Origin of the sequence: Flavobacterium sp., assembly GCF_044360715.1 — a bacterium.
GTDB lineage: Bacteria > Bacteroidota > Bacteroidia > Flavobacteriales > Flavobacteriaceae > Flavobacterium.
In genome coordinates this window covers 1-24,693 of record NZ_JBIKJY010000028.1, presented here as the reverse complement: position 1 = coordinate 24,693, position 24,693 = coordinate 1, and the positions used below count along the sequence as shown (strand labels likewise).

24 protein-coding genes, 2 tRNA genes and 1 pseudogene are annotated in these 24,693 nt (G+C 29.2%); 6 read left to right on the top strand and 21 right to left on the bottom strand.

Annotated features, from left to right (window positions below; genetic code table 11):
- The 3 genes and pseudogenes from ACIQ16_RS09095 to gldB form a co-directional block, all read right to left on the bottom strand.
- A pseudogene (locus ACIQ16_RS09095) lies at window positions 1-264 on the bottom strand (leucine-rich repeat domain-containing protein); the annotation flags it as partial.
- A 147-nt stretch (window positions 265-411) separates the two neighbouring features.
- Window positions 412-744 (bottom strand): gliding motility protein GldC, encoded by a 333-nt coding sequence (gldC, locus tag ACIQ16_RS09090; protein WP_396150787.1) that lies wholly within the window; start codon window positions 742-744, stop codon window positions 412-414.
- A gap of 59 nt (window positions 745-803) precedes the next feature.
- Window positions 804-1,766 carry a gliding motility lipoprotein GldB gene (gene gldB, locus ACIQ16_RS09085; protein ID WP_396150785.1) on the bottom strand — a complete coding sequence of 321 codons (963 nt, stop codon included), beginning with the start codon at window positions 1,764-1,766 and terminating at the stop codon, window positions 804-806.
- 79 nt (window positions 1,767-1,845) lie between these two features.
- Here gldB and nadE point away from each other — a divergent pair, with 79 nt between their 5' ends.
- The gene (nadE, locus tag ACIQ16_RS09080) at window positions 1,846-2,655 is read left to right on the top strand and encodes an NAD(+) synthase (protein ID WP_396150783.1); all 810 of its coding nucleotides are present in this window, start codon (window positions 1,846-1,848) and stop codon (window positions 2,653-2,655) included.
- Between the two features lie 11 nt (window positions 2,656-2,666).
- Here the strand turns inward: nadE and dnaG are convergent, their stop codons facing one another.
- From dnaG to rlmN, 6 genes are all read right to left on the bottom strand, one after another.
- Window positions 2,667-4,646 (bottom strand): DNA primase, encoded by a 1,980-nt coding sequence (gene dnaG / locus ACIQ16_RS09075; protein WP_396150781.1) that lies wholly within the window; start codon window positions 4,644-4,646, stop codon window positions 2,667-2,669.
- Between the two features lie 120 nt (window positions 4,647-4,766).
- Complete coding sequence (locus tag ACIQ16_RS09070; RefSeq protein ID WP_396150779.1) at window positions 4,767-5,876, bottom strand: hypothetical protein; 1,110 nt, start codon at window positions 5,874-5,876, stop codon at window positions 4,767-4,769.
- 101 nt (window positions 5,877-5,977) lie between these two features.
- Complete coding sequence (locus ACIQ16_RS09065; RefSeq protein ID WP_396150777.1) at window positions 5,978-6,688, bottom strand: hypothetical protein; 711 nt, start codon at window positions 6,686-6,688, stop codon at window positions 5,978-5,980.
- Entirely contained in the window at window positions 6,675-7,247 is a 573-nt protein-coding gene (locus tag ACIQ16_RS09060; protein ID WP_396150775.1) for an RNA polymerase sigma factor, read from the bottom strand. Before ACIQ16_RS09060 ends, ACIQ16_RS09065 begins: the two co-directional genes overlap by 14 nt.
- 214 nt (window positions 7,248-7,461) lie before the next feature.
- Entirely contained in the window at window positions 7,462-8,442 is a 981-nt protein-coding gene (locus ACIQ16_RS09055; protein ID WP_396150774.1) for a polyprenyl synthetase family protein, read from the bottom strand.
- 44 nt (window positions 8,443-8,486) lie between these two features.
- Window positions 8,487-9,527, bottom strand: a complete 1,041-nt coding sequence (gene rlmN / locus ACIQ16_RS09050) for a 23S rRNA (adenine(2503)-C(2))-methyltransferase RlmN (RefSeq protein ID WP_396150772.1) — start codon at window positions 9,525-9,527, stop codon at window positions 8,487-8,489.
- Between the two features lie 148 nt (window positions 9,528-9,675).
- On the opposite strand from rlmN, the gene ACIQ16_RS09045 reads away from it, so the two are divergent.
- The gene (locus ACIQ16_RS09045) at window positions 9,676-10,317 is read left to right on the top strand and encodes an O-methyltransferase (RefSeq protein ID WP_396150770.1); all 642 of its coding nucleotides are present in this window, start codon (window positions 9,676-9,678) and stop codon (window positions 10,315-10,317) included.
- On the opposite strand, the gene ACIQ16_RS09040 is transcribed toward ACIQ16_RS09045, so the two are convergent.
- The 9 genes from ACIQ16_RS09040 to ACIQ16_RS09000 all read right to left on the bottom strand — a co-directional run bounded on the left by ACIQ16_RS09040 (window position 10,310) and on the right by ACIQ16_RS09000 (window position 19,514).
- Complete coding sequence (locus ACIQ16_RS09040) at window positions 10,310-11,359, bottom strand: acyltransferase family protein (protein WP_396150768.1); 1,050 nt, start codon at window positions 11,357-11,359, stop codon at window positions 10,310-10,312. The two genes, ACIQ16_RS09045 and ACIQ16_RS09040, sit on opposite strands and share 8 nt — an antisense overlap.
- Window positions 11,343-12,023, bottom strand: a complete 681-nt coding sequence (locus tag ACIQ16_RS09035; RefSeq protein ID WP_396150766.1) for a hypothetical protein — start codon at window positions 12,021-12,023, stop codon at window positions 11,343-11,345. The genes ACIQ16_RS09040 and ACIQ16_RS09035 overlap by 17 nt, the downstream gene beginning before the upstream one ends.
- Window positions 12,024-12,626: 603 nt before the next feature.
- Entirely contained in the window at window positions 12,627-14,177 is a 1,551-nt protein-coding gene (locus tag ACIQ16_RS09030; RefSeq protein WP_396150763.1) for an NAD(P)/FAD-dependent oxidoreductase, read from the bottom strand.
- Window positions 14,174-14,737, bottom strand: a complete 564-nt coding sequence (locus tag ACIQ16_RS09025; RefSeq protein ID WP_396150761.1) for a phosphatase PAP2 family protein — start codon at window positions 14,735-14,737, stop codon at window positions 14,174-14,176. Before ACIQ16_RS09025 ends, ACIQ16_RS09030 begins: the two co-directional genes overlap by 4 nt.
- Window positions 14,737-15,069, bottom strand: coding sequence for a twin-arginine translocase TatA/TatE family subunit (locus ACIQ16_RS09020; protein WP_396150759.1), 333 nt, complete (start codon window positions 15,067-15,069; stop codon window positions 14,737-14,739). The genes ACIQ16_RS09025 and ACIQ16_RS09020 overlap by 1 nt, the downstream gene beginning before the upstream one ends.
- A gap of 164 nt (window positions 15,070-15,233) precedes the next feature.
- Window positions 15,234-17,507: a M1 family metallopeptidase gene (locus ACIQ16_RS09015; protein WP_396150757.1), complete on the bottom strand. Its 2,274-nt coding sequence runs from the start codon at window positions 17,505-17,507 to the stop codon at window positions 15,234-15,236.
- A gap of 2 nt (window positions 17,508-17,509) precedes the next feature.
- Window positions 17,510-18,013: a DUF6702 family protein gene (locus ACIQ16_RS09010; RefSeq protein WP_396150755.1), complete on the bottom strand. Its 504-nt coding sequence runs from the start codon at window positions 18,011-18,013 to the stop codon at window positions 17,510-17,512.
- Window positions 18,006-18,746, bottom strand: a complete 741-nt coding sequence (locus ACIQ16_RS09005; protein WP_396150753.1) for a hypothetical protein — start codon at window positions 18,744-18,746, stop codon at window positions 18,006-18,008. The genes ACIQ16_RS09010 and ACIQ16_RS09005 overlap by 8 nt, the downstream gene beginning before the upstream one ends.
- An 87-nt stretch (window positions 18,747-18,833) precedes the next feature.
- Window positions 18,834-19,514 carry a hypothetical protein gene (locus tag ACIQ16_RS09000; protein WP_396150751.1) on the bottom strand — a complete coding sequence of 227 codons (681 nt, stop codon included), beginning with the start codon at window positions 19,512-19,514 and terminating at the stop codon, window positions 18,834-18,836.
- Between the two features lie 134 nt (window positions 19,515-19,648).
- On the opposite strand from ACIQ16_RS09000, the gene pepE reads away from it, so the two are divergent.
- Window positions 19,649-20,356 (top strand): dipeptidase PepE, encoded by a 708-nt coding sequence (gene pepE, locus ACIQ16_RS08995; protein WP_396150749.1) that lies wholly within the window; start codon window positions 19,649-19,651, stop codon window positions 20,354-20,356.
- Between the two features lie 28 nt (window positions 20,357-20,384).
- Here the strand turns inward: pepE and ACIQ16_RS08990 are convergent.
- A tRNA-Gly gene (locus tag ACIQ16_RS08990) sits at window positions 20,385-20,457 on the bottom strand.
- A gap of 32 nt (window positions 20,458-20,489) precedes the next feature.
- Window positions 20,490-20,562: transfer RNA gene (locus ACIQ16_RS08985), tRNA-Gly, on the bottom strand.
- A 117-nt stretch (window positions 20,563-20,679) separates the two neighbouring features.
- Between ACIQ16_RS08985 and ACIQ16_RS08980 the strand changes: the two genes are divergently transcribed.
- Together ACIQ16_RS08980 and ACIQ16_RS08975 are read left to right on the top strand one after the other, a co-directional pair.
- Window positions 20,680-21,129: a GNAT family N-acetyltransferase gene (locus tag ACIQ16_RS08980; RefSeq protein WP_396150747.1), complete on the top strand. Its 450-nt coding sequence runs from the start codon at window positions 20,680-20,682 to the stop codon at window positions 21,127-21,129.
- Window positions 21,130-21,198: 69 nt separating this feature from the next.
- The gene (locus tag ACIQ16_RS08975; protein ID WP_396150745.1) at window positions 21,199-22,794 is read left to right on the top strand and encodes a murein L,D-transpeptidase; all 1,596 of its coding nucleotides are present in this window, start codon (window positions 21,199-21,201) and stop codon (window positions 22,792-22,794) included.
- On the opposite strand, the gene ACIQ16_RS08970 is transcribed toward ACIQ16_RS08975, so the two are convergent.
- Window positions 22,783-23,463, bottom strand: a complete 681-nt coding sequence (locus ACIQ16_RS08970; protein WP_396150743.1) for a murein L,D-transpeptidase catalytic domain family protein — start codon at window positions 23,461-23,463, stop codon at window positions 22,783-22,785. The two genes, ACIQ16_RS08975 and ACIQ16_RS08970, sit on opposite strands and share 12 nt — an antisense overlap.
- A 357-nt stretch (window positions 23,464-23,820) precedes the next feature.
- Between ACIQ16_RS08970 and ACIQ16_RS08965 the strand changes: the two genes are divergently transcribed.
- On the top strand, window positions 23,821-24,693 hold an 873-nt coding region (locus tag ACIQ16_RS08965; protein WP_396150741.1), incomplete at its 3' end, for a DUF5916 domain-containing protein.

Genomic DNA, 24,693 nt, shown 5'->3' with positions numbered 1-24,693 from the left:
TTTTAATCCGCCAATTTCAATTGGTAGTTCTTTCAAGTGATCATTTTTTAATATTAAATATTCTAAATTAGTAAATTTTGAAAAGAAATTTTTTTCAAATTGTATAGTTTGATTACTTAAATTCAATATTTTAATATTTTCTGGATTTTTTAAGGCTTCTTTTAAATTTGTTGGTTCAGAATATATTTTTAAACTATCCAATTTTTGTCCGAAACTATTTATGCTAATCATAGACATAAATATAATGCTAAATATAATTTTCATAGTTTTTTTTATTAGTTTTAATAGTATAGCAAATATACACTCAATATTGATAGTAATACTATTAATTTTGAGATTTTAACTAAAATTTATGAATTTTACACAAAAAAACCATCGTTAAGATGGTTAATTATTGAAGTTCAAAAAAGATTACTCTTTCTTTAATTCTAATTTTTCGGCAAAGTAATCACAAAAATCGGTCATTGCACCCGCCATTTTTTCATCGCCCGTAGCCCGTTGAAACGTATCTGTCATAGCTACTAAAGTTTGATGAAAAAATATTTTCATTTCATCTACTGGCATATCTTTTGTCCATAAATCAATACGAAGGGTTTCTTTTGCTTTTGCATCCCAAATGGATAATAAAACCGTTTTGGCTTCTTCGTTATTTACGCCACCGTCTTGTGCTGACCAAGTTAATTTTTCTGGGACATTATTTTGGTCTAAATCTATAATTACTTTAATTTCTGATGTTTTGCTCATTTTTATTGGGTAAAAGGTTTTGGGTAAAGGGTTTAAGGTAAAAAATAATAGAACTCTAATTACTGTTTTTTTGGTTTGTATTTCGATTTGTTAAAAATAACGGTTGGTTCTGTTTTTAATAGTTGGTCTAAGGATACATCATTATTTTCCATATAGCTTTTTACAATTTGCCAACCCAACCATTGTCCAACTCTTCCAGGCGATTCTCTATCAATTTCCAAATAGAATTTAGTAAAAGGTCCGTCTTCGATAAAACGTTGATAATTTTTTATATTGTTATCGTACAGCAATTTTTCGTCAACTAAATAACTCCACATTTGAAATTCATTTTCAATACAGAATTTTTCTTGCATTGCTGTATATCCAATTTTTTGATAATTTGGCGTTTCTGGAAGCAAAAGATCTTTTAAATAGTGTAATTTTCCATAGTAAATCATTTCACTAATTAATGTTTTGTCTTGCGAAGGCATTATTTTTCTGAAAGCAAAATTAGTTACTAAATCCGGTAATATTTGGTGTGGCTCTAAGTTGGCTTTTTGATACTCAGAAAATGGTTCATAAAATTTATGATTTTTTCCTAAATAGGTATCTAACGAAATTAAAATTAAATCATTCGTATAAAACGCTTTTTTATCAATTAAAACTTCATTAACTAAAGTAATTACTCTTGGTGTTTTTTCTTCAGGAAAATAATGTTTAATTCTCGAAACTAACATTTCTAAATCGTCTTCAATTTTTGAATTATCTGGAAATTGTTTTGAAGCCTCTACATTTAATTCTTTAAAAATAGGATCGTTTAATTTGGCATACCAAATTGAATCTGGAAATTGCGTTGGAAATAAAAACGGATATTCATTCTTTAATTCGGGTAATGTTTTTGGAGTGGCCGCGGCATATAATTTATCGAATCGTTCGATGTTTAAATCTACTGATTTTTTAATGTCTACTTTTTCAATAGCATCATTTTTTTTACACTGAATGAAGCAAAAAAATGAAATTAGCAAGAATATTAATTTTTTCATCGTATGAAATTTACTATTTTTATCAAAAATTATTCAACTGCAAATATATAATTATATACCTATATTATTTACTAAAATTATGTCAAATAACACAACGTTGCATTTAGAAGGAATTCAAACACATATTGCCAATTGGTTAAAAACCTATGCTACAAATTCGGGTGTAAAAGGTTTTGTAATTGGAATTTCTGGCGGAATAGATAGCGCCTTAACCTCAACATTATGCGCACAAACGGGTTTTCCTGTTTTATGTGTGGAAATGCCAATTCATCAAGCAGAAAGTCACGTAAATAGAGCCAACGAACATATTCATCAATTAAAATCGCGGTTTCCGAATGTGTTTAACGAAAGAGTTGATTTAACTCCGAGTTTTGAAACGTTTAAAAATAGCGTGCCAGCTTGCGAAAATGAAGCTGCGTTGTCATTAACTTTAGCCAATACCAGAGCGCGTTTACGAATGACCACTTTGTATTATTTGGCTGGAATTCATGGTTTTTTAGTGGCTGGAACAGGCAATAAAGTAGAAGATTTTGGTGTAGGATTTTACACAAAATATGGTGATGGCGGCGTAGATATAAGTCCAATTGCCGATTTAATGAAAAGCGAAGTAAGACAATTAGCTAAATTTGTGGGTGTACCTGAAAGTATTTTAATTGCTAAACCAACTGATGGACTTTTTGGCGATGATAGGAGTGATGAAGACCAATTAGGCGCTTCATATGACGAGTTAGAGTGGGCGATGGAAGCAATGGAAAATGGAAAAACTATTGAAAACTTTGTGGGTAGAGAAGCCGAAGTTTTTAAAATCTACCAGCGATTAAATAGAATTAACCAGCATAAAATGCAACCCATTCCAGTTTGTGAAATTCCAAAATCATTAAGAAGTTAAAATATAAATTTTTAAAATCGAGCTAAAACCCGACCTAAATTTTTTGCGATTACAGAAGTTAATGATAAGTAATCTTTAATAGTTGTGAGAATTTCTGAATTATCGATAGAAACATCTGAAGTAATATTGTTTTTATTTTCTTCAATAATACTGTTTAGCAAATACCATCTGTAAGATAAAATCGTTTCATTAACACTTTGTGCTAAGTTAATATTTTTATCTTCTACTACAATTTTTCTGCTTTCCCATTTGTGTAAAATATCTCGTTCTTCAAGCATTAAAATAGAAGTAATTTTATTGGCTATTTCTGGAGAAGTTTGCGAAATATATTTATCAATTTCAAATTCGATATTTTGATTGTAGTAATTGATTATGTCTGAGTAAATGGTTTTAAACATTGGATTCGACAATTCAATTTCATCTTCTTGAAGCGCCAAATATATTTTTTCGTATACTTTATACGTGTTGGTTTCTTTGACTTCTACAATGTTTCCTGCTTCATCTTTTGATAAAAATGTTTCTGTAAAATCTTCTGTTTTAGAACCGTTAATTAATAATATTTCAATAATTTTTTGTTCCAGTTCGTATAAAATATTAATTTTTTCTGGTTGTAACTGTTCATTATTTTTATGAACTTCAAATGCTTTTTTCTCTTCGGTATATTTTTTATTGGCTTCAGAAATATCTTTCTTGAGCATTTGAGCTAAAGTATTATACAATACGTCTTCAGAAATATCCATAATGCGAGAACATTCTTTAATGTATACTTCGCGTTTAATAGTGTCAGAAATTTTAGAAATACTATTTACCATATCTCTAATTAATTCTGCTTTTTTTATAGGGTCGTTATTGGCTTCTTTAACTAATAAATCAGCTTTAAACTGAATAAAATCTTTAGAATTTTCGTCTAAATATTGTTTTAAAACCTCATACGAATTGTTTTTGGCAAAACTATCTGGATCTTCTCCGTCAGGAAAACTACAAACTTTTACGTTCATTCCAGCTTCCAGAATTAAATCAATTCCACGGATAGAAGCGCGTAAACCTGCGGCATCACCATCAAAAAGGACGGTAATATTATTGGTTAATCGGTTTACTAAACGAATTTGATCAGGCGTTAATGCCGTTCCAGAAGAAGCCACTACATTTTCAATACCACTCTGATTAAATTGAATTACATCGGTATATCCTTCAACCAAATAGCAATTATCCTGTTTGGCAATAGCTTGCTTGGCTTGAAAAATGCCGTATAAAACTTTACTTTTATGATAGATTTCGCTTTCCGGTGAATTTAAATATTTGGCTGCTTTTTTATCGTTAGTTAAAATTCTACCGCCAAATCCTAAAACGCGACCACTCATACTTTGAATAGGAAACATTACACGACCTTTAAAGCGGTCAAATGTTTTTCCGTCTTCTTGTTTTACGATGGTTAGTCCGGTTTTTTCTAAATACTCTAATTTGTATGCTTTTCCTAAGGCTTCTTTGGTAAACGCATCCCAAATATCAGGTGAGTATCCCAATTGAAATTTCTCGATAGTCTCTTTTGTAAATCCACGTTCTTTAAAATAAGACAAACCAATTGCTTGGCCTTCATCGGTATTGAGCATCGTTTTATGGAAATAATCTCGAGCAAATTCCGAGACCAAATACATACTTTCTTTTTCGTTCGCTTGTTCTATATCTTCATTAGAAACAATAGTTTCTTCTACTTCAATTCCGTATTTGTTGGCCAAATATTTTATGGCTTCTGGATACGTAAAATGTTCGTGTTCCATTAAGAAAGTAACCGAATTTCCGCCTTTTCCAGAACTAAAATCTTTCCAAATTTGTTTCACTGGCGACACCATAAAGGAAGGCGATTTTTCGTTCACAAACGGCGAAAGTCCTTTCATATTACTTCCGGAACGTTTGAGTTGTACGAAATCGCCAATGACTTCCTCTACACGAGCTTGGTCAAATACTTTTTCTATGGTTTCTTTAGATATCAATGTAACAAATTTGTTTTAGTTTGTAAAAATACAATAATTAAAAACATAAAAAAAACCTACAAGAAATTTCCTTGTAGGTTTTGAAAAAAGCACTTTTATAACTCAAATGTTATGCTTTTTTTAATTCCAATCAAAACGAATACCTAATGAAATATTGTTTTGATCTACTGGATTGTTTTTAAAAATTGGGTTTAAATCGTATTTTAAATATAATGAAGTGGCTCTGTAACCAATGTAAGTACTTAAACCGTATGTAAAATCGTTTACATTGAAATCGCCTTTTTGTTTTTCTTTAAATTTATACCCATTTTGCTCGTATTCTATAAATTGTTTTGAGTTGGTATTTACACCCACAAAACCACCTATTCCAAAACGTGCTCCAGTATGCGATTTGAATACTTTTTTATCGTCCACTATTTTTGTTTTTGAAAAATCAAATTCTAAATGCATTGGCACCACGAAATATACGTTTTTAAAATACGTTCTTTTGGCTTTTGTTTCCACACCAGCATCTACTAAAACGGTTTGATTATTAATATCTGCAAACACTCTATTGTCTGTGGCGTGTAGGCTGTTGTACATAAATCCAGCTCCGTATTTTAAATGCACTAAATTACTGTTGTTTGATAAACGGGTGTTCCAAGTTACTCCCCATTCCCAAAATCCAGAGCGGCCATAACCAAATTGAGAATTGGCTACCATATTATTGGTTACTAAGTTATTATATCCCGCTGCGAAAACGACTTGACTTGTAGTTCTTCTTGAAAGTCTTTCTTCTTTTTCCTTTTTAGATTTATATATTTTTAATGCTGGAACATTATATTCTACATAATCATTATCGTTATAATATTTAATTACTTCTTTACCATCTATAGTGTCGGTTTTGTGTCTGATTTTAGTGTTTTCATCATTTAATTTGTTTTGAATGATTGTATCAATTTGAGTTCTGTAATTATTGAGATTTGTTTCAATAAATTTTGCTGTTTTTTCTGCTTCTTTTAATTTAAGCGTTTCAAATTCTTGTAAACTGATTTTATTATTTTTATGAAGTGTTTCTAACGAATCAATTTTTTGTTTTAATTCTAATTTTTTTTGATACGAAAGAAATTCAATTTGGTATCCAACTTTTTCAATTTGAATACTAAAAGATTCCGGTTTTTTTTTCTGAGCGCAAACGGTATTTACCAATGTTAGCAGCGCGATACTGATGTACAAAATAATTTTTTGCATAATTTAGGGGGTTTTAAAAGTTAGTTTTTATTTTAAATTTTTAGTATTCGAGTCCTCAGACAACTTTAGTTGGGGTTTTTTTTGGCTGAGGTTCTCGAAGTCTAATCGTAATTTCTGTTTACAAATGCTGATTTTGCTTGTTTTAATTTTGTGATGGTTTTTTCTTTAAAGGTTTGATCCAATTCTGATTCTACAGCTTGTAATAACTCCTTTGGATTTACTCGTAATGTAGACTTAAATGAACTAATATTAGTTGGTTTCTTTTGTCCTTGCGCTTCTGCTAAAAGGGTTTCTGCTGTGGGGTAATTATAAGTCGGCTCTTTAATTTCTTGTTTGATTCCTTCTTTTTTAATTTCGTTTGCAGTAATGACTTCCTCTTGTTTTAAAAGTGTCGTTTCAAAGACTTCTAATTTAGAATTTTCTTTTTGAGCGGTATGGATAGTCGTACTTTTTTTCGTTTCTGAAGTAGTACTTATTGTCGCGTTATTTGCCAATTCATTTTCATATAAAACACTACTTTCTTCCGTACTTTGTTTGTGCGTTTCTGTTTCGGAATTTGTTTTAGATGTAATTACGACTTCAGTTGCTGGCGTTAACATAGTTTTCTCGTTTTGTTGAAAGAAAACATATCCTATACCAGAAAATAAAATAAATGTAGCTGCAATACTTAACCAAAAAAAGATTTTAGGTCGTTTTTTTTCTTCTGCAAGAGTCAACATCGCGTCTAATTTGTTCCAAGCCGTTTCGGATGGTTCAATTGTACGAAAATTGAATTTTTCTTGTATGTTTTTATTAAAATTATCTTGTTCCATTTTCTTTATTTTTTAACATTGTAATTTGAGATTGCAACATTTTTTTTGCGTGTGATAATTGCGATTTTGATGTGCCTTCTGAAATATGTAATAATTTAGCAATTTCATTATGTTTGTATCCTTCAATCACAAATAAATTGAAAACCATTTTATAGCCATCAGGCAAATTGTCTATTAAAAATTGAATATCATCTACAGAAAAATCACCTTCCATTTCGTAATTGTCTTCTGCTTCAGAATAAACTATGTCTTCAATGTTTTTATGATTAAAACTGTTTTTCTTTACTCGTAAATAATCAATACATTCATGAATCATGATGCGTTTTATCCAGCCTTCAAAACTGCCTTTGTGTTCAAATTTCTTCAAACTGGTAAACATTTTCATAAAACCCGTAATCATTACATCTTCTGCATGATGCGTGTCTTTTATATATTGTCTGCACGTACTCAACATTTTAGAAGCATATTTAGTGTACAACAAATGTTGTGCTTGGCGATTATTAGTAATCGCTTCACAGATTAGTTGTGCTTCTTCTTTATGCAATGCGATTACTTTCATAGATTTAATTAGTCAATGTGCCAATTAGTCAATGTTCCAATTTGTGTTCTTATTACTATAGACGAGAATGATTTAAAAAAGGTTGTATTGCAATTAGTCAATGTGCCAATTAAACAATATGTCAATTTATGTGCTTATTTCTACTGACGATTTAATAATTAAAAGGGTTGTATCAAATTGGCTAATTGAACATTGACTAATTGGCACATTAAAATTATATCTTTCTATCAATAACGTAGTTTACCATTAAAACAAGGGAATCTTTATATATTGATTCAGGAAAATCTTTAATAAGTACTAAAGCTTCTTGTTGAAATTGTATCATTTTATGTTCGGCATAAGATAAACCTCCCTGATTTTTTACGAAGGCAATTACTTCTTTTACTCTTTTTTTATCTTTATTGTGATTTTTTATGGAATTAATCACCCAACTTTTTTCTTTTGAAGAACAGTTATTTAGTGTGTATATAAGTGGTAAAGTCATTTTTTGTTCTTTGATGTCAATGCCTGTTGGTTTTCCGATGGCATCTTCTGTATAATCAAACAAATCGTCTTTTATTTGAAATGCCATTCCGATTAATTCACCAAATTTTCGCATTTTTTCAATTGTTTTCGATTTATCTGGCGCAACTGCACAAGCACCAAGCGAACAACAAGCAGCTATTAGTGTGGCTGTTTTTTGTCGAATAATTTCGTAATAAATGTCTTCCGTAATGTCTAATTTTCTGGCTTTTTCTATTTGAAGTAATTCGCCTTCACTCATTTCTCTTACCGCTACAGAAATTATTTTTAGTAAGTCAAAATCGTTATTATCTATAGAAAGTAGTAGTCCTTTAGAAAGTAAAAAATCACCTACTAAAACAGCAATTTTATTTTTCCAAAGCGCGTTTATGGAGAAAAAACCACGGCGTTTATTGCTGTCGTCTACTACATCGTCGTGAACTAAAGTAGCGGTATGAATAAGTTCAATAACCGATGCACCTCTATATGTCCTGTCATTTACCGTGCCACCAGAAATCATTTTTGCGGTTAAGAACACAAACATTGGTCGCATTTGTTTCCCTTTTCGGTTGACAATATAATGCGTAATACGATTTAACAAGGCGACTTTTGAAGACATAGCCAATTGAAACTTTTTCTCGAAAAGTTCCATTTCGTAGGCTATGGGTTCTTTTATTTGCTCGGTAATTTTCATTACCTCAAAGATACTACAGATTAAAGGATTAGAAAAATATTTTTTTATGATTTATTAGCTAATTGTCCGCAAGCGGCATCGATATCTTTTCCCCTACTTTTTCTTACTTTTACTACAATATTATTTCTTTCTAAAGCAGTAATATAGTCTTTTGTAGCTTGTTCGCTGGCTTGTTGGAAATTGCCATCATCAATTGCGTTGTATTCAATTAAGTTGACTTTGCAAGGTACATATTTGCAAAATTTCACTAAGGCATCAATAGAGGCTTTGTCATCATTAATACCTTTCCAAACTACGTATTCATAAGTAATTTTACTTTTTGTTTTGGCGTACCAATATTCTAATGATTCACGTAATTCTGTTAATGGAAAACTTTTAGTAAACGGCATAATTTCGTTTCGAGTGGCTTCAATTGCAGAGTGCAAAGAAACGGCTAAATTAAATTTTACAGCATCATCAGCCATTTTTTTAATCATTTTCGAAACTCCAGAAGTAGAAACGGTAATTCGTTTTGGCGACATCCCTAAACCTTCGTTTGATGTAATCATGTCAATCGCTTTCATTACGTTAGGGTAATTCATTAATGGTTCACCCATTCCCATAAAAACAATATTTGATAGAGGTCTGTCGAAATACAATTTACTCTCGTTATCTATAGCTACTACTTGGTCGTAAATTTCACCAGGTGTTAAATTTCTCATTCGCTTTAATCGGGCAGTAGCACAAAAATTGCAATCTAAACTACATCCAACCTGACTCGAAACACAAGCAGTTGTTCTCGTTTTGGTTGGAATCAGAACACTTTCAACAATTAAATCATCGTGTAAACGCACTGCATTTTTAACAGTTCCGTCTTCACTGCGTTGCATTGTATCCACTTTTACATGATTAATTACGAAATTGGCTTCTAACATAGCGCGAGTTTCTTTCGAAACATTGGTCATGCTTTCAAATGAATGCGCACTTTTACTCCACAACCATTCATAAATTTGATTACCACGAAACGCTTTATCGCCATTAGTAACAAAGAAATCTCGTAATTGCTCTTTAGATAAGGCACGTATGTCTTTTTTTTCTGCTTGCATACGGCAAAAGTACTATTAATGTGCCAATTAATCAATTTTCAATATGCCAATTTAATGAAATGCTGTTTTTATAAATTTTATAAATTTCTTGAATCGGTGTTTAAAAGATTGTAATTTGTACTTTTGTACTTTGAAATTTTAAAAAATTATGCACTTTATATCAGAAGATTTAGAAAATTACGTAGCTACTCATTCGCAACAAGAACCCGAATTATTGGTACAATTGAATAAAGAAACGCATCAGAAAATTTTGCAACCACGAATGCTAAGCGGCCATTTTCAAGGTAGAGTTTTGAGTATGTTATCAAAAATAATTAGTCCTAAATCTATTTTAGAAATTGGAACCTATACAGGTTATGCCGCTTTATGTTTGGCAGAAGGTTTACAAGAAAACGGGACATTAGATACCATTGATATAAATGAAGAGTTAGAGGAAATTCAAAAAAAATATTTTGAATTATCTGAGTATTCCAATCAAATTATTCAGCATATTGGCGATGCCATTGAAATTATTCCAACTTTGAATAAAAAATTTGATTTGGTTTTTATAGATGCAGACAAAGAAAATTACATTAATTATTTTCATTTAATTGTGCCGTTAATGAATAAAGGCGGCATCATTTTATCCGATAATGTATTGTGGAGCGGTAAAGTTTTAGAAGAAGTAAAAGCAAACGACAAAAGCACGCAAATTTTACTTGATTATAATAAAATCATTAATGAAGATGAACGTGTTGAAACCGTTTTATTGCCAATTCGTGATGGGTTGACGGTTACTAGAGTTAAGTAGATTTTTTAAACTTTAAAAAAAACGATTCATAATATTTGTATGAAAAATGAGCCATTATTATGGTTAATACCATAACTAAAAAAGTATAACTAATAATATGAAACACTTTTGAAATTTGAAGTTGTAAATTAAGTTTTATAAATACATAGCCAATAATTTGCATAGCAATCGCATGAAACATATAAATTCCATAGGAAATTGTTCCTAGATATTTTAAGATGCTGTTTTCTAAAAGTGGGATTGATTTTTTTGAAAGGACTGTTAAAAACAAACCAAATAAAATCATACTAAAAATTAAATATTGATTTTCATTAAGATTGTTTTTAAAACAATTACTTAAAAAATAGGTTAGTGTTACAAAGTAAATTGGATATGAAAATAGTTTATTAAAATTTGTTTTCTCAAGATAGATAGCGCAAAGTCCACTGAAAGTGAAAAAGAAAAAATACATTCTATATTCTTTTAAAAAAGGAAAAATAGTACTTGTGAAAAGTAGTAAATAAGCTATGGTTATTGATATTAAAGTAGTTTTAATTTTCGATTTTGGTAATAAAAAAAATAATGGAGCAATTAGAATATAAAATTGTTCTTCAATACCAATTGACCAAAGAATTTCTAAAACAATTCCTGGAGAGTTAACTCTAAAAATATTTGAAAAAAAAGTAAAATTTAATAATATTGCTTCACTAATATCGTAAGAGAAATCGGATTCAAATCCTAATTTTGGTCTTATTACATGATAATGAATTAAACCATATATTAAAATCAAATAATATAAAGGGAAAATTCGCAATATTCTTTTTTTTAAAAAACGAATTAAATTTATAGTATTTGTAGATTTTTTTTCATCGTTAAGTTGTTTTATAATTAAAAAACCGCTTAAGGAAAAAAATAACCAAACACTTTCATTTCCGTTCAAAAATATTGAAAAATCAAAACTGGAGGTAATTCCTCTTTTTAAAAAGAAACCTGGAATATGAAACAATATAACTAATACTGCTAAAATAAATCGAAGTGATGTTAAATTAGGTAACTGTTGCATTTTTTTTTGAATGTTTTTGAAATTCTTTTAAAGCAAAACAAATTACTATAATTTGGAAAGGCATCATATAACGTGAAGAATTTACAGGTCCAGAAACCAAAATATTATAAACTAGTAATATAAATAAATACCAAATTAAATTGCTGTGTTTGTTTTTTAAAATGTATTTTCCAAAATAAAAATATTTAATAATATTTATAAAAAAGATTGGGATAATAAACAAAATTATAATGATCATTTTCTCCTTAAAAATTGATTTTAGAGATTTATTACCGTTTAAGATTTCTAAAAAACCTTGTTTGCCATCTTCTTTATCGAAAAAAGTCATTATATCAAATCTACCTGGATCGAAAACACCACGAATTGCAGTTTTAAAATGATAAAAAGAGTAACTTAAAAAATTATTTTTTATTTCATTAATGCCTACTGTTTTTAAATATTCGTTTTGTTCTTTATAATTTTTGCCTATATAATTTTTGTTGTCGTAAACATTTTTGTGCCATTTATCAGCTTCAACTTTTCCAACTTTAGACGATTTGAAATAGTATAAATTATAGTTTATTAAATTGTAATTTTCTATCGAAGAAAAATGTTTGAAACCAGATTTTTGATCATTATGAAATAAGTATAATTGTAAAATTATAACTGGAAAAAACAGCCACAAGCTAAAAGTTTTGTTTTTGAATAAATAGTAAGCAAAGAATAAAAAATTTATATATATAAAAGGATAAAAAACGGGTTTTGTAAAAGCTAAAAGAACGGTTATTAATTGAATAATAATAAAATTTCTTTTTGAAAATGGCTCTAATAAAACTAATGTTAAAATGTTTAGCAATAATAAAACCATCCATTCGGACATTATTAACTGTGAATAAATAAAAATACTTGGTGTAAAAAATAAAATTACGATTAATAAATTTGAAATTTTTATTTCTAATTTTTTTAATATTTTGAAGAAAACAAAAACACTAAAACAACTAACAAAAGTTTGAACAAGTAATATAAACAGTATTGATGTATTTATAAAAAACGACAAGAAAAACGGATAAATAAAAGGTCTTTTTGTTGTTAGTTCAACATCTAGGGTGTTTTCAAAATAAGTAAAATTATTGATTGATTTTGCAATTTCTAAGTACTCGTAAGAATCTGCAAGAAAATAATTCCCAGAAAGAAATCTAAAAATTAAAAACAAAAAATAGAGTAAACCTATGTAAGCTAAAACTCTTTTTTCCTTCTTTGAAAATGTATTTAAATTAAAAAACATAATTTATTTTTCTTCGTGATATTCTTCTTCAGTGTTGATACTCCAAATATTTGATTTATCAGTAATATTGTTTTTTATATTTTTAACGGCTTGCATTGCAGTAAGCATAGAGTGATCTTGATTATTATATTTATGCATTCCATTTCGTCCAACTAAAAATAGATTTTCAAAAGTATCTGTAAAGTTTTGCACTTCATTAAATTCTGAATAAGTACCAAAATATGCAGGATATGTTTTTGGAACCTTAATAACTTTTGAATCTAATACATTTTCAACAGAATTAATAAAACCTAATTTAATCATTTCATTAGTAGCTAATTTAATCATTTTTTCTTCGGAAAAATTCCAAATTTCATCAACATCATTACAAAAATATTCTAAGCCAACCCAAGTTTTAGAAGCGTCAGCAACCATATGAGGACTCCAATTATTAAACACCTGTAATCTCCCAACTTTCACATATGATTCTTGAATATAAATCCAATTATCTTCTAATTTAAAGTTAATGTCTTCAAGAAGTAAGCCAACAGTAATGAAATCCCTATACATTAAGCCATTTGCAATTTCTTTTACTTTTTTTGGCACTACACAATTTAAACCATTTATTAATTCTATTATGGGCATAGTTGAAATACAGTAGTCAAATTCTATAATTTCTTCCTTTTTAGTTATAGTATTTACGACAACCACACTTAAAACTTTGTTATTTTCAATATTTATTGCAATAACACGGTTGTTTGGTTTTATTATTGCACCATCTTTTTTTATTTTTTCTGCAACTGTTTCCCACATTTGACCAGGACCAAATTTTGGATATAAAAAATATTCTATTAATGAAGTCTCCTTGTTTTTTTGACTTAAATCCTTTTTATTAGTTTTAAAAATGGTTAAAATAGCGTTCGTAAGTGTTTTAGTAACAGACAATCCTTTTATTCTTTGCGCACCCCATTCTGCACTGATTTCGGAACAAGGTACACCCCAAACTTTTTCTGTATAATCTTTGAAAAATGTTTTATATAATCTGTTTCCAAATCTATTAATAAAAAACTGCTCTAAAGTTTTAGGATTTTTTATTGGGAAAAGTACTGATTTTGTATAACTAATACCTATTAAAAAAGTATTAAAAAAACCAAGATTTAATATAGTTTGAAGGGATAGACTAATTGGATAATCGAAAAATTTATTATTAAAAAAAATTCTTGATTTTCTTTTTCTAACTAATAAAACATTATCAGCTTGATTAGAAATAGTAGTATCGTTTAACTCTATTTTTCTGCTTTTATTATGATAAGATATGTTTATTTTTTTATCTTCTGAATAGATTGGTAAAATTTCTTGCCACCAGTTCATTACTTCTTCTGATTTTGAAAAAAAACGATGCCCGCCAATATCAATTCTATTTCCATTATGGTTTTCTGTGCGAGAAATACCGCCCCAAAATTCACTCATTTCTATAACAATTGGAGTAACATCAGTATGTTTTATAAATTCATATGCTGCTGTTAATCCTGCAGGACCACCACCAATGATTAGTGCTTTTTTCTGAATTTTCAAGATGTAATGTATTTAGAAATAATTTTAGAAAAAATTCTATAAAATAAAAACCCAGTTAAACTACCAAAAACAAATCCTGAAATAATATCTAAAGGAAAGTGTAGTCCTAAATAAATTCTACTGTAGGCGAAAATTAAAGGATACAGAAAAATCAAGTAGCTGTATTTGTAATATCTTCTTAGAATTAAGTATACAAACATCATAGAAGCTGTTGAATTTGATGCGTGTCCAGAAAAATAACTAAAGGTGTCGCTGTCTTTCACAACTCTTATTAAGCCAGCTAATGTATCATCATTACAAGGTCTAATGCGTTGTACTGAAAATTTAATAACATCGGTAATTTCATTAGTAAACGTAATTAATGCAGCAACTGTTAGTATGGCTATTCCCAGTTTTTTAGTTCCTAATTTTTTATATAAAATAAAGAGTAAAATTAGGAAAAACGGAATCCAATTTAATTGTTTGGTAACTAATAACCATATTTCATCAAATGGTTTAGAACCTAAATTATTAAGAAATATAAATAATTTTTTATCTAAATGTATTACGTAATCCAGCATTACATTTGACGTTTTATAGGTCCTGTAGCGTTTTCAATATCTTCTTTTATTTCGGTAATGGGATTTGTAAATTCAGTTGGACTAATTGCTTTTGTCATACTTTCTTTTGCACTTGCAATTTCATCTGAGATACCACCTGTTAAACTTCGCATATCTAAACCATTATCTTCAGCACCTTTTTGAATTTCGTGCTTAATTTCGTTGGTAGCGTTTTTTAATTGTGCCATACCTTTACCCAATGCTCTTGCAATTTCTGGAATTTTATCTGATCCAAAAAGCATTAGAATTACAAGTAATATAAAAAATATTTCGCCTCCGCCAATACCAAACATAGTTTTGTGTTTTATGAATTACAAATATAGTAAAACTTAGTGTTTTTTTAGTTAAAAAGTAAAAACCATTAAGAAATTAAGTTTCATTAAGTCTATAACAATCTTAATTATCTTACTGCCTTAATGGTTTAAAAGTATTTCCAATCTGTTTATTTCTAAATAGTTTATTTCTTTTCTATTTGTTCAAATTTATCAACAACGGCTTCTTTTGGCCAAGTATTATTGGTTACATCAATGTCAGCTGTTTCTAATTTTGGATCCAATTGAATTTTAACTACTTTTTTTTCTGTTGCAAAAACACGTTTTGCAGTAGTATTGTTTCTTCTCCAAATTTGAACCGGAAATTTATGTGTTTCTGAAGTACCATCTTCAAATTGTAATTCAGCAATAATTGGCATCATTAAACTTCCTGGTTTGTCAAACTCTACTTCGTAAAAATATTTTGGATTTTTTAAAGCCGCTTTTTCTTCAGCATTATAATTTTTGTTTAAATAGTCATTTAAAGCCATTACTTTTTCTGTTTCAAGCGCTGTTTTTGATTCTGGTTTCAATTCTGCACTTTCACTATTTACTAAGTAAATCATAGGCCCACTGTTAGGCATTCTTCTACCTCTTCTGTTTACGGCTGCAGCAGCTTCTTTTGAAGCATCTTCAGTTACATAAAATTGTTTTACATTTTTGATACCTAAATCTACCACATCAGTAGAGTAGAACCAACCTTTCCAAAACCAATCTAAATCAACTGCAGATGCATCTTCCATTGTTCTAAAAAAGTCTTCAGGTGTAGGATGCTTAAATTTCCAACGGTTGGCATACGTTTTAAATGCGTGGTCAAATAATTCGTGTCCCATAATCGTTTCACGTAAAATATTTAAACCTGTTGCTGGTTTTCCGTAAGCATTTGCACCAAAATTGTACACCACATCTCCGTGGCTCATAATTGGTTCTAAAAACTGTTGGTTTCCTTTCATATAAGGTACTATTGATTTTGCTGGACCTCTATCTGCTGGGAAATTTTTATCAAATTCTTGTTCGGTTAAATATTCTAAAAATGTATTTAAACCTTCGTCCATCCAAGTCCACTGTCTTTCGTCAGAATTTACAATCATTGGAAAGAAATTATGTCCTACTTCGTGAATAATAACCCCTAACATTCCGTATTTTACTCGGTCGCTAATTTTACCATTTTCATCTGGACGACCGAAATTCCAACATATCATTGGGTATTCCATTCCTTGATCTTCAGCAGAAACAGATATGGCTTTTGGATAAGGATATTCGAATGTATATTTTGAATAGGTTTTCAATGTGTGCGCTACTGCTATTGTAGATAAGTTTTCCCAAAGCGGATTGGCTTCTTTTGGATACATAGAAATGGCCATAGGTTTGCTGTTTCCAACTTGAACCGCCATTGCATCTAAAATAAATTTACGAGAAGTTGAAAAAGCAAAATCTCTAACATTTTCAGCTTTTAAATGCCACGTTTTTTTAGTAGTTGCGAAGCTTTTTTCTGCAGCAGTTGCTTCCGCTTGATTTACAATTATTACAGGCTTATCAAAAGAATTTTCGGCTAATTGCCATCTTTTTTCTTGTTCTGCAGTATAGACTTCACTTCTGTTTTGTAAAACTCCAGTTCCATCTAAAATATGATCTGCTGGAACGGTAATTTTAACGTCGTAATTTCCAAAAGTTAAAGCAAATTCACTTCTTCCCCAAAATTGCATATTTTGCCAACCTTCAACATCGTTATATACGCACATTCTTGGGTAAAATTGAGCAATTACATAAATTTTATTTCCATCAGGAAACACTTCATATCCAGAACGACCATTTCCACCATCTTTCATATAATCGTTAATATTGTACCACCATTTGATTGAAAAAACTACTTTTTCCCCTTTTTTAAGTGGCTTTGGCAAATCGATACGCATCATAGTATTGTTAACGGTATATTTCATTCCGTTGCCTTTTTCATCTTTCACGTATTCTAAGTTAAAACCACCATCAAAACCTTTACCCATATATGTTTTGGTGAAGTTTTCTACAGATGTTGCTTGTGGCATTGTTTGAGAATCAATTAATGGTGTTTGTGAATCTCTTCTGGCGATGTTTTGATCCAATTGCACCCATAAATAATCCAAAGATTCTGGTGCGTTATTGTAATACGTAACGGTTTCACTACCATACATTTTGGATGCTTTGTCGTCTAATTCTAAATTAATTTTATAATCTGCACGTTGTTGGTAATAGGCCGGACCTGGTGCACCAGAAGCTGTTCGAAACATATTAGGCGTCGCCATTTCGGCATACATTTGGCTAAATTTATTAATGTCGGTATGTCCTTGAGGTTCTTTTTTAGTTTCTTCTTTTTTGACTTCTTGTGCGAAAGCAGTAAATGACGCAAAAATTAAGAATACAATTAGATGTAGCTTTTTCATAATTATTTATATTTCAGTTTTTGGCTGGTTTCTGTATTAGTAAACAAAAGTGTTTTTTTGTTACTATTTAAGTTCAAATGTACTAAATTTTGTTGTTCTTTAAAAATATCGGATAAAACGGTATTGGTAATTTCTAAATCTTTAATGTTGTCTTTAAAAGGTATTTTTAAATAGCAAATTACAATATTATCTTCTTGTTCTTTGGTTAAAAATTGTAATGATTGACTTTTATTATTGATTTTAATTTTTAATTTTTCGGATAAATAATTAGCAATTAAAGTATTTGCTTCCGCAATTTCATCTTTTGTAGTGATGTAAATATGCTTGTTGTGTTTTTTATATAATGCCTTTTCTAAATCGTCAATAAATAAACGTGCTGTAATTTGAACTGCTTTTTTTTCTTTAAAATAATCTATTTGAAAAACCCCAACATAAAATTTATGCAAAGTAAAAGCACTTAAAAAAGAAAACAATATTACCAGTAAGCTTAACTTTATTTTATTCATTTTTTTTAGATTCTGATTCTGTTTTTGGTATAGAATTTTCTTCTATACTTTTTTCTGGTTCAACTGGTTTTGGATAATAGGGTTGTAAATTTTTCAATTTCAAAAAATCAACTGCAAGCGCGCTCATTCGAAATGAAATTAGTGTTTTGTTTTTTGCTTTAGCCGCATTTTTTAATTCTTCATCTTCTACAATATAAAAAACAAATCCTTGTACATATTCTTCAGGAATGTGTAATTGATTCATAATGTATTCGGAATCAAAGTTACTATTTATTTTATATTGTAAAAATTCTTTTCTTTCTACTTCTAATTCTGCTTTTAATTGTTTGGTTCTTCCAGAAATAGCGTTTAGTAAAGGATCAATACTAAAAGCAGTGTTAAGACCAAACTGTCCATTAAAATCGCCTGCGGTTTTCAAACGTCTTTCAGCAGGTGTGTATTTTTTTTGTCCCTTCGGAACCAATCCTAATGACTCAGCAGTAATATCATCGGCATTCGTAACCATAATTTCTTTAATATGACGGGTATAAATGTCTAATTTTATAAAAAGTAAATCTTTGCCAAAATCTTTTTTTGTAATGATGTGTTTTTTGCCAACTAAGTGAATGGCGCTAAACATTATGGTGTCGTTTACTTTTGCTTTTATTTTAAAATAGCCGCCGTTTCCAGAAATTGTATTAATTTTGTTTGAAATATTTACAATTGTAATGCCTTCATTGTCGTTTGTTTCCACAATGATTTTCCCCTTAATTATAGAATCGTTTTGTGAAACTATAAATTGAAAGGTTAGTAATAAAAAAATTTGTAAAAAGGTTCTCAATTATTTTGATGTTTCGGGTTGTATTGTCTTTAAGTATGCTACAGCTAAATCTGCTAATTTAAACATTTTCTTATATTTATCATTACCATTTAAAATTTCATACGATTTTTTATCTTCTCCAATATAATATAAAAATCCATCTATATAATTTTCAGGAATTTGTAATGTAGTTACAAAATAATCTTTCTCAAATTGATTTCTAATTTTTTCAATTAACATTTCTTTTTTCTCTATTTCTAAATTTCTTTTAAGTTCTTTGTTGTAACCTGTAATTAAATTAATTAATCCGCCAATTCCAATTCCGCCACCTCCCGATTTCATTCTTCTTTCTGCTACGGTGTATCTTTTTTGTCCTTTTGGCACCAAACCTAAACTTTCAGCTGTTATGACGGTTTGGTTTGTAATTAATATTTTCTCAATTAATTTAGACCTTGGCGTCATTTTTACAAATAATAAATTTTGTCCAAAATCAGTTTGATTTATTTTTAATTTAATTACATCAAAGTGTAATGATGAAAATAATAAAGTGTCATTTACTTTTGCTTTTATTGTAAAATAGCCGCCGTTTCCAGAAATTGTATTAATTTTGTTTGAAATATTTACAATAGTTACTCCGTCATTGAAATTGGTATCTACAATGATTTTCCCTTTAATTATAGAATCGTTTTGTGAGACAACCATTTGGGAGAGAAAAAGTAAAAATATTTGTATATATTTTTTAATAGTAAACAGAATTAATTTTCTGTAAAAATAATAGAACAAAATTACATTCGATATAAAATTTTGTTAAGAATAAAGTAAATTTATTATAATATATGAAAAAGGCGCTTATTGCAAGTACATCGACTGTTTTTGGAGGTACTTTTTTAGATTATTTATTACCAACTTTAACAGAACATTTTGCATCTGTTTCTAATTTAATATTTATTCCCTTTGCAAGACCAGGAGGAATTACTCACGATGAATATACGGAAAAAGTAAAACCGTTTTTTAAACAATTAAATATTGAAGTTAAAGGAATTCATCAGTTTGAAAATCCAATTGAAGCGATACAAAACGCAGAAGCCATTTTTACTGGTGGAGGAAATACGTTTGTTTTAGTAGATATGTTGTACAAGTATAATCTATTAGATGCCATTCAGAAAGTGGTTGAAAGCGGAACGCCCTATTTAGGAACAAGCGCAGGAAGTAATATATGTGGTTTAACTATGAATACTACAAATGATATGCCAATTGTGTATCCGCCGAGTTTTAGAACGTTAGGATTGGTTTCTTTTAATTTAAATCCGCATTATTTAGATCCAATAGAAGGTTCTCAACATATGGGAGAAACGAGAGAAACGAGAATAAAAGAATTTCATCAGTATAATTCGCAATCTGTTTTAGGATTAAGAGAAGGAAGCTGGTTAGAAGTATTAGGAAATAAAATTATATTAAAAGGTGATTTGCCTGCGCGACTTTTTCAGCAAGGAAAAGAACCAATTGAAATTGAAACTGGAGCTGATTTAAGTAACTTAAAATAAAAAAGCCTCAAAAAAATTGAGGCTTTAGAGCGAAAGACGAGGGTCGAACTCGCGACATTCAGCTTGGAAGGCTGACGCTCTACCAACTGAGCTACTTTCGCGTGGTAGAATTTTAAAATTCAATAAGTTTTAGAGCGAAAGACGAGGGTCGAACTCGCGACATTCAGCTTGGAAGGCTGACGCTCTACCAACTGAGCTACTTTCGCATTTTTATTTTGGTGAGTGCAAATATAATATGAAAAACCGATTAATTGCAAGTTTTTTATAAAAAATAATAAAAAATATAAAAAACAATCTTGTAATTTATTAATATATAACACGTTATGGACAAAATTTCAATCAAAAAAATCAATTATTTAGATACTTTTCCAGTTAGAAGTGCCGTCTTAAGACAAGGAAAACCTATTGAAACGTGCTCTTTTTTAGGTGATGAAACAGTTGGTACTACACATTTTGGTTTATATATTGAAAATAATATAATAGGAGTAGCTTCTGTTTTTACATCTAACAATGAAAATTTCGATAATAAAACTCAATTGCAATTGCGTGGAATGGCTATTCTAAAAGAGTATCAAAATATGGGTTTTGGAAAGTTGTTGATTGAAGAGATTTTTAATTTTATTGAATCAACTCAAGTTGAATTGCTTTGGTTTAACGCTCGAGAATCGGCAGTACCTTTTTATGAAAAATTAGGTTGCATTAAAAAAGGTACTTCGTTTGAAATTCCTGAGATTGGCACACATTTTTTAATGTATAAATATTTTAATATTTAATTTGTAATCATTTTTGCTTTACACACAAAATACCAGTATTTTTTGGTAAATTTGATAAATTTCAATTGAATGAAAAAGGTTTTATTTTTTAGTCTTGTACTAATTGTTTCTATTGTGTCTTTTAAACTCTGTAAAAATGATGATTTCAAAGTAAGCGAAGATTATTACGATACCATTAGAAAAATTACGATTCACGCCATTCCTGAAGATATATTGTCGGATAAATCGGATAGTATTAAAAGTATTTATGCTGCATTTGGAAACCACGAAATATGGGTCGATGCGGAAAATAGAGAAGATTTAATCGTACAAATAGAAAAATCAAAATACGAAGGATTAAATCCTCAAGATTACAATATTAATAAAATATTTCAATTAGAAGTTAGGTTGGATTCGTTAACTTTAGATGAAAAATTAGCGTATGATATTTTATTAACTCAATCCTATGATAAACTTTGTAATCAGTATTATAGAGGGAAATTAAATCCTGATGAGGTATATGAAAATTGGGATTTGTTTGATAAACCGCTTTCTATGGCAAACCATTTGAAAGCAGCAATTTCTTCAAAAAAAGTAGCGTCTTCTATTAAAAATTTATTACCAAATCATCCTATTTATTCTTCGTTAAAAGAAGCATTAGTCTTAATTGATAAAATGCCAGAAAGTAATTTCGATTCAATAAATAAATCTATAAAGATAAAATATAACGATACTTTAAAAGTAGTAAAAGAAATCAAAAAACGATTGGTGTATTGGAAAGATTTAGACGAAAAACAAATAAATTATTCCAATATTTACGATAGTTCAATGCTTGAAGCTGTAAAGAAATTTCAAGCAAGACACGGTTTATTAGCAGATGGAGTTATTGGTTACGGCACCATTAAAGCATTAAATTATAATGTAGAAACCCGTCATTCACAAATTTTAGCCAATTTAGAACGTTGGCGCTGGTTTCCAAGAGATTTTGGTGAGCAATACTTATTAATCAATTTGCCGGAATATTCATTGCATTTTATTAAGAATCAGGATACTTTAGCTACACATAAAATTGTTTGTGGGAAACCAAAAAGGATGACACCAATTTTAGATTCGAAGTTATCTAATTTTGTTTTTAACCCTACTTGGACGGTTCCTCCAACAATAATTAAAGAAGATTTATCAGTAGAAGCAGCAGCAAATAGAAGTTATTTCACCAGAAATAGAATTCTAATTTATAACGCAAAAAACACTATTATATCTCCCTCAAATTGGAATCCAGATAAAGCAACAAGTTATAGATATGTTCAAAATCATGGATATAACAACTCACTAGGTGTAGTTAAATTTAATTTCCCTAACCATCATTCGGTGTATTTGCATGATACTAATCACAGAGATTTTTTCGATTTATCATTTAGGGCATTAAGTTCGGGGTGTGTTCGGTTACAAAATCCGGTAGATTTGGCTAAAAAAATTCTAATAAAACAAGACAACGAAAGATGGGCAAGCGGAAATGAAATCGATACTATAATTAAAAAAAATAAAGCACCTTATTACATAAAAATAAAAGAACCAACCTACGTACATTTATTATATTGGACAAGTTGGTTAAACGCTTCGGGTTTTCAATTTAGAGACGATATGTACGACTTAGATAAAAAATTGTACGATAAATTAAGAAACTAATTTAGATTTATTAACGTACAATCTAGTAGGATGATAAATAAATAGTACCGATTTATTTTTTATAGTTTGAATTAATTTAGGCGCAATAGCTGTTGCCACTGCAGGACAACCTTGGCTTCTGCCTAAGTAACCTTGTTTATTTGCTAGTTTTCTAGAAACATATTCAGCACCATGAATTACGACAGCTCTTTCTCTAGCTTTATCGTTAAGTCCAAATTCTAAGCCGTCTAATTTTAACGAAATACCATGTTTTCCAATATAGGTTTCACCAGTTAAATAAAAACCTAAACTACTTTTATAAGATTCATTTTGGTTGGAAAACGATTTTGCAAATTCTTTTCCAGATTTTATACCATGAGAAACTAATGTTTGTAAAATCACTTTTTTGTTAACCATATCAATTACCCACATTCTGTCTTTTGTAGAAGATAAAGAGAAATCAATAATCGTTAAAATATTATTTTTAATTTTCCCTTGCGCTTCTAAAGCGGTGTAACCTTCAAATGCTTTTGTAAAAATTTCTAATTCGGGTAACGAAAACCCTTCAGGTTGAATCTCACAATATAATAATTCCGATTTTTCTTTAATATTATCTGTTTCATTTTTCACCATTGCAATTGGTTTCACAACATTTGTTGCAAATTCATTGGTTTTAAAAGTTGATTTCATTAGGCTCACTTTAGCTGTAAAGCTTAACAAAAACACTAAAAAAAGGAATGGCAAAAATTTATAATTCATTGTTTATCTTGTTGTTACAATTAACTGCAGATGCACAAATATAATAGTAATTTTGAATAAAAAAAATAAATTAGTGTTTTTTAACGATATTTTTTAACGTTTTGTCGGTAATATAGTTTTTATGATTGTAGAATTTTTTAAAATTTTCTAAATAACAAAAATTAACATTTGATTATGAAACAAATTCGGCAATAGTTATACTAATCAATATTATTTACTAAATATTTAATGAAGTACTTTCAAATTTTTAATATAATTTTTTTATTTCAACTATCTTTTGCTCAAGAAATGGCAACATCAAATCCATTTTTGCCAGTAAACAATAAAAAGGAAATTAGCACTCTAAAAATTAAAAATCCTATTAAAATTGACGCATCGCTAAATGAAGAAGATTGGAAAAATGTACCAATAGCAAAAAACTTTGTTATGTTTAACCAAGAAAATGGAAAGCCAGAATTACCTGAACTTCGAACAGAAGTAAAAGTACTGTACGATGATGATGCTGTTTATATAGGAGCAATTTTATACGACAATGAACCTTCTAAAATTTTAAAAGAAATTTCAGAAAGAGATAATTTTGGTGCTACCGATTTTTTTGGAGTGTTTATTAATGGTTTTAATGATGGTCAGCAAGAATTTAGTTTTTTTGTAAGTGCTTCTGATGGGCAAATGGATTTAGTAAGAACTACAGAAAATGAAGATACTTCTTGGGATGCTATTTGGGAAAGCAAAGCAAAAATTACAGATATTGGCTGGGTAGTTGAAATGAAAATTCCGTATGCCGCACTTCGTTTTTCTGAGGAAGAGAAACAAACTTGGGGTATTAACTTTTTTAGAGAATTGAGAAGAAACAGACAAATGTTTACTTGGAATCCTGTAGATAACAGAAAAGGTTTTTTTACGCAACAGTCAGGAATTTTAAAGGGTATTGAAAAAATTAATACACCAACACGTTTATTTTTGATACCCTATTCTTCTTTTTATTTAAATAGTTTAGGTAAAGATAAATCGTTCGGAACTATTAAAGGGGGGTTAGATTTAAAATACGGATTAACCGATGCATTTACTTTAGATATGGTTTTAATTCCCGATTTTGGTCAAACCAGATTTGATAATAAGATTTTAAATTTAGGCCCTTTCGAACAAATATTTGATGAAAAT